This window comes from Sphingomonas sp. (genome assembly GCF_019746015.1).
GTDB lineage: Bacteria > Pseudomonadota > Alphaproteobacteria > Sphingomonadales > Sphingomonadaceae > Sphingomonas.
The window spans coordinates 1-4363 of record NZ_JAIESM010000087.1 but is presented as its reverse complement, the minus strand read 5'-3'; the positions used below and the strand labels follow the sequence as shown (position 1 = coordinate 4363).

The window sequence follows — 4363 nt, the reverse complement described above, 5'->3', positions numbered from 1 at the left end:
GCATCGGTGAAGATATAGCCCAGCATCGTTGCCATGTCGGGCGCGATCATGCCGCTGCCCTTGATGATGCCGGCCAGCGTCACCGTGCGGTCATCGACGACGGCGTGTGTCACCGCGCCCTTGGCAAAAGTGTCGGTGGTGCCGATGGTGGCGGCGGCGTCTTCCCAGCTGCAGGGTGGCGCCGCGAACACCGCCTTCAGCCCCGCCTCCGCCTTGTCCATGGGCAGCGGCACGCCGATCACCCCGGTGGAGGAGACGAACACCTCGCCCGGCGCGCAGCCCAGATGCGCGGCGACGGTATCGAGGATCAGCGCGACGGCCTCGCGCCCGCGATAGCCGGTGAAAGCATTGGCATTGCCGGCGTTCACCACCAGCGCGCGGGCGCGGCCGCCGGCCAGATGGTCGCGGCAGATTTCAACCTCGGCCGAGCAGCACAGGTTGCGCGTGGTGACGCCGGCCACGCTGGCGCCCTCGGCCAGCTCGATATAGGTGAGGTCGGCCCGCTCCCACGCTTTATAGCCAGCGCGCGCCACACGACAGGTGACGCCGGCAATGCCGGGCATGGCGGGGAAGGGCAGCGCGAGCGGCGAGCGGGCGGATGACATGGGCGTTGCCTCTGGCTAAGATGAGCGGAACAAGGGGGAGTTAGCGTGGCTGCGCTTGAACGCAAGATAATCGCCGGGGTGGTGCTGGCTTTGCTGGTGGCGGGGCCGGCGCTCGCCGTGCCGCCCGCCCGCAAGACGGTGCGCAAGGCGGCACCCGCCGCCCGCCCGGTGGCACCGGCGCCTGCCGCCAAGCCGGCCGAGGCGCCGCCCCCGCCCGCCCCCGAGCCTGCCGGCACCAAGGCCGAGCCGATCGGCCGGGTGGCGGACTGGTTCCCGCCCGATGCCTATCCCACCCAGGCCCGCGCCAAGGGGCAGGAGGGGTTGACCGTGTTCGCGCTCGATCTGGATGCGCGCGGGCGCATCACCGGCTGCAACATCGTGCAGACATCGGGGTCTGACCTGCTCGATTCGACCACCTGCACCCAGCTGATCACCAATGGCCGCTTCAAGCCCGCGCGCGACGCCGCCGGCAAGCCGGTGCCGGGCCGCTATCAATCCTCCATGCGGTGGAAACTGGTGGAAGGCGCAGCGGTTGAGGAATGATGATTTGGGTTGGACGTTGGCGGTGCGACACCCTATGTGCCTGCTGATCCACTCCGGGGATTGGGCTTGAGCGTTCTGCTGTTCCTGTCTGCCTTGCTTTCGGCGCTGACCGGCGTCGTTGGCAGCGTGCGCCCGGCCGCCCCGGCCGTGGTCGCGCAGGCGGCATCGGTTGCGGCGCAGGCGCCCCGCGCGGCCCGCGCCGTGCTGCGCCCGCTGGCCGTGCTGCCGGTGGTGGCCAGACTGGCCGCCGCACCCGCCCGCACCGGCTTTGCGCTGGTCCCCGCCGAGCCGATCTACGCCGGCCGCCGGCGCGAATAGCGCCCCCGGCGCACCCTTTCCCAGCCTTATTCTCGCGCCGCGCCGCATTGGTGGGCGCACCACATTATTCAGGAATCAACGCCATGTTCGGCACGCTTGCCAAGAGCCTGTTCGGTTCGTCCAACGATCGTTACGTCAAATCGCTGCAGCCGCTGGTCGCCCGGATCAACGGGTTCGAGCCGCAGATGCAGGCGCTGAGCGACGACGATCTCGCCGCGCAGACACTGCGCTTCCGCGAGCGGCTGGCGCACGGCGAAACGCTCGACGCGCTGCTGCCCGAGGCCTTTGCCACGGTGCGCGAGGCGGCCAAACGCACGCTCGGCCAGCGCCATTATGACGTGCAGCTGATCGGCGGCATCGTGCTCCATCGCGGTGAAATCGCCGAGATGCGCACCGGCGAGGGCAAGACGCTGGTGGCGACGCTGGCGACCTATCTCAACGCGCTGCCCGGCACCGGCGTGCATGTGGTTACGGTGAACGACTATCTGGCCGCGCGCGATGCGGACTGGATGGGCCAGGTCTATCGCTTCCTGGGGCTGAGCGTGGGTGTGATCGTGCCCAACCTGTCCGACGAGCAGCGCCGCGCCGCCTATCACAGCGACATCACCTATGGCACCAACAATGAATTCGGCTTCGACTATCTGCGCGACAACATGAAGTACGATCGCGAGGCGATGGTGCAGCGCAAGTTCAACTTCGCCATCGTCGACGAGGTCGATTCGATCCTGATCGACGAAGCGCGCACCCCGCTGATCATTTCCGGCCCCACCGATGACAAGACCGACCTCTATATGGCGGTCAACGCGGTGGTGAAGCAGTTCGTGCCGGTCGATTATGAATTCGACGAAAAGCAGCGCTCGATCATCCTGACCGAGGACGGCACCGAAAAGGCCGAGCGGATGCTGGAGGCGGCCGGCCTGCTGGAAGGCGCCAACCTGTATGACTTCGAAAACACGCAAGTCGTCCACCACCTGAACCAGGCGCTGCGCGCGAATGTGATGTTCAAGCGCGATACCGATTACATCGTAAAGGACGGCAAGGTCATCATCATCGATGAGTTCACCGGCCGCATGATGGACGGGCGCCGCTGGTCCGACGGCCTGCACCAGGCAGTGGAAGCGAAGGAAGGCGTGCAGATCGAGCCCGAGAACCAGACCATGGCCTCGATCACCTTCCAGAATTATTTCCGCATGTATCCCAAGCTGGGCGGGATGACCGGCACCGCCGCGACCGAGGCGGCCGAATTCTACGACATCTACAAGATGAACGTCGTCACCATTCCCACCAACGTGCCGGTGCAGCGCGTGGACGAGGAAGACGAATTCTACAAGAACACGACCGACAAGTTCGCCGCCATCGCCAAGAAGATCAAGCTTCACGCCGAGCGCGGCCAGCCGGTGCTGGTCGGCACCGTGTCGATCGAAAAGTCTGAACTGCTGAGCGACTTTCTGGTCAAGGAAGGCGTCGCTCACGAAGTGCTGAACGCGCGCCAGCATGAGCGCGAGGCGCATATCGTCGCGCAGGCGGGGCGCAAGGGCGCGGTGACCATCGCCACCAACATGGCCGGCCGCGGCACCGACATTCAGCTGGGCGGCAATGTCGAATTCCGCATCGCCGATGAACTGGCCGACCTGCCCGAAGGCGCCGAGCGCGACGCCGCGATTGCCCGCATCAAGGCGGAAGTGGCGGCCGAAAAGCAGGACGTGCTGGCCGCCGGCGGCCTGTTCGTGCTGGGCACCGAGCGGCACGAAAGCCGCCGCATCGACAACCAGCTGCGCGGCCGTTCGGGGCGCCAGGGCGACCCGGGCCTCAGCCGCTTCTATCTGTGCCTCGACGACGATCTGCTGCGCATCTTCGGCCCCGACACGATGTTTTCGAAGATGATGCGCTCCAACCTTGGCGATGGCGAGGCGATCGGCTCCAAATGGCTGTCAAAGGCCATCGAAACCGCGCAGAAAAAGGTCGAGGCGCGCAATTACGACATCCGCAAGCAGGTCGTCGAATATGACGACGTGATGAACGACCAGCGCAAGGTCATTTACGAACAGCGCGCCGACATCATGGATGCCGACACCGTGGGCGATGTGGTGGCGGACATGCGCGCCGAAACCGTGAACACCATCGTGGGCGAGGCGTGCCCGGTCGGCAGCTATCCCGAACAATGGGGGATCGACGGGCTGAAGGCGCGCACGCAGGAGCTGCTTGGGATCGAGCCGCCGGTGGATGACTGGCTGACCGAAGAAGCAGTGGACCCCGAGCTGATCGAGAGCCGGCTGCTGACGCTCGCCGAAGAGCATGTGACCGCCAAGTCCGCCGAACTGGCGCCGGAGACCTGGACGTCGGTGGAAAAGTCGATCCTGCTCCAGAATCTCGACCATCACTGGAAGGAGCATCTGTCGACGCTCGACGCGCTGCGCCAGGTCGTCCATCTGCGCGCCTATGCGCAGAAGACGCCGATCAACGAGTATAAGCAGGAAGCCTTCGCGCTGTTCGAGCGGATGCTGGGCAATATCCGCGAGGATGTGACGCGCACGCTGGCGCATGCCCAGTTCCAGTTCCAGGCGCCGCCGGAGCTGCCGCCGCTGCCCGATTTCCTCACCAATCTGGGCGATCTGGATGCGCCGCTGGACTTTGGCAGCAACGATCTGGGGCTGGTGACGACGCGGCTTGCGCCGATGCCCGCGCCGCTTGGCGTGGCCGATGCGCTGGGCAGCGATCCGGCCGAATGGGAAGGCAAGGTCAGCCGCAACGCCGCCTGCCCGTGCGGTTCGGGCAAGAAATACAAGCATTGCCACGGGGCGCTTGCCTAGGCGCCCGTCTGCGCGGCGCAGTTGCGCTTGCCCCGCGCGCTTTGGCTGTTATACGGGCCCACCGACCGGCGGTTTGGGCGCGGGCGT

At 66.4% G+C, this 4363-nt stretch carries 4 protein-coding genes; 3 read left to right on the top strand and 1 reads right to left on the bottom strand.

Annotated features, from left to right (window positions below; genetic code table 11):
- Nucleotides 1–605: bifunctional ornithine acetyltransferase/N-acetylglutamate synthase (locus K2Y03_RS11910; protein ID WP_294090916.1), on the bottom strand; the 605-nt coding region annotated here is incomplete at its 3' end.
- Between the two features lie 45 nt (nucleotides 606–650).
- On the opposite strand from K2Y03_RS11910, the gene K2Y03_RS11905 reads away from it, so the two are divergent.
- The 3 genes from K2Y03_RS11905 to secA all read left to right on the top strand — a co-directional run bounded on the left by K2Y03_RS11905 (nucleotide 651) and on the right by secA (nucleotide 4276).
- Nucleotides 651–1148 (top strand): energy transducer TonB, encoded by a 498-nt coding sequence (locus K2Y03_RS11905; RefSeq protein ID WP_294090914.1) that lies wholly within the window; start codon nucleotides 651–653, stop codon nucleotides 1146–1148.
- Nucleotides 1149–1214: 66 nt separating this feature from the next.
- On the top strand, nucleotides 1215–1466 hold the full coding sequence (locus K2Y03_RS11900) for a hypothetical protein (protein ID WP_294090913.1): 252 nt from the start codon (nucleotides 1215–1217) through the stop codon (nucleotides 1464–1466).
- Nucleotides 1467–1549: 83 nt separating this feature from the next.
- Nucleotides 1550–4276, top strand: coding sequence for a preprotein translocase subunit SecA (gene secA / locus K2Y03_RS11895; RefSeq protein WP_294090912.1), 2727 nt, complete (start codon nucleotides 1550–1552; stop codon nucleotides 4274–4276).
- Nucleotides 4277–4363 lie beyond the last annotated feature (87 nt).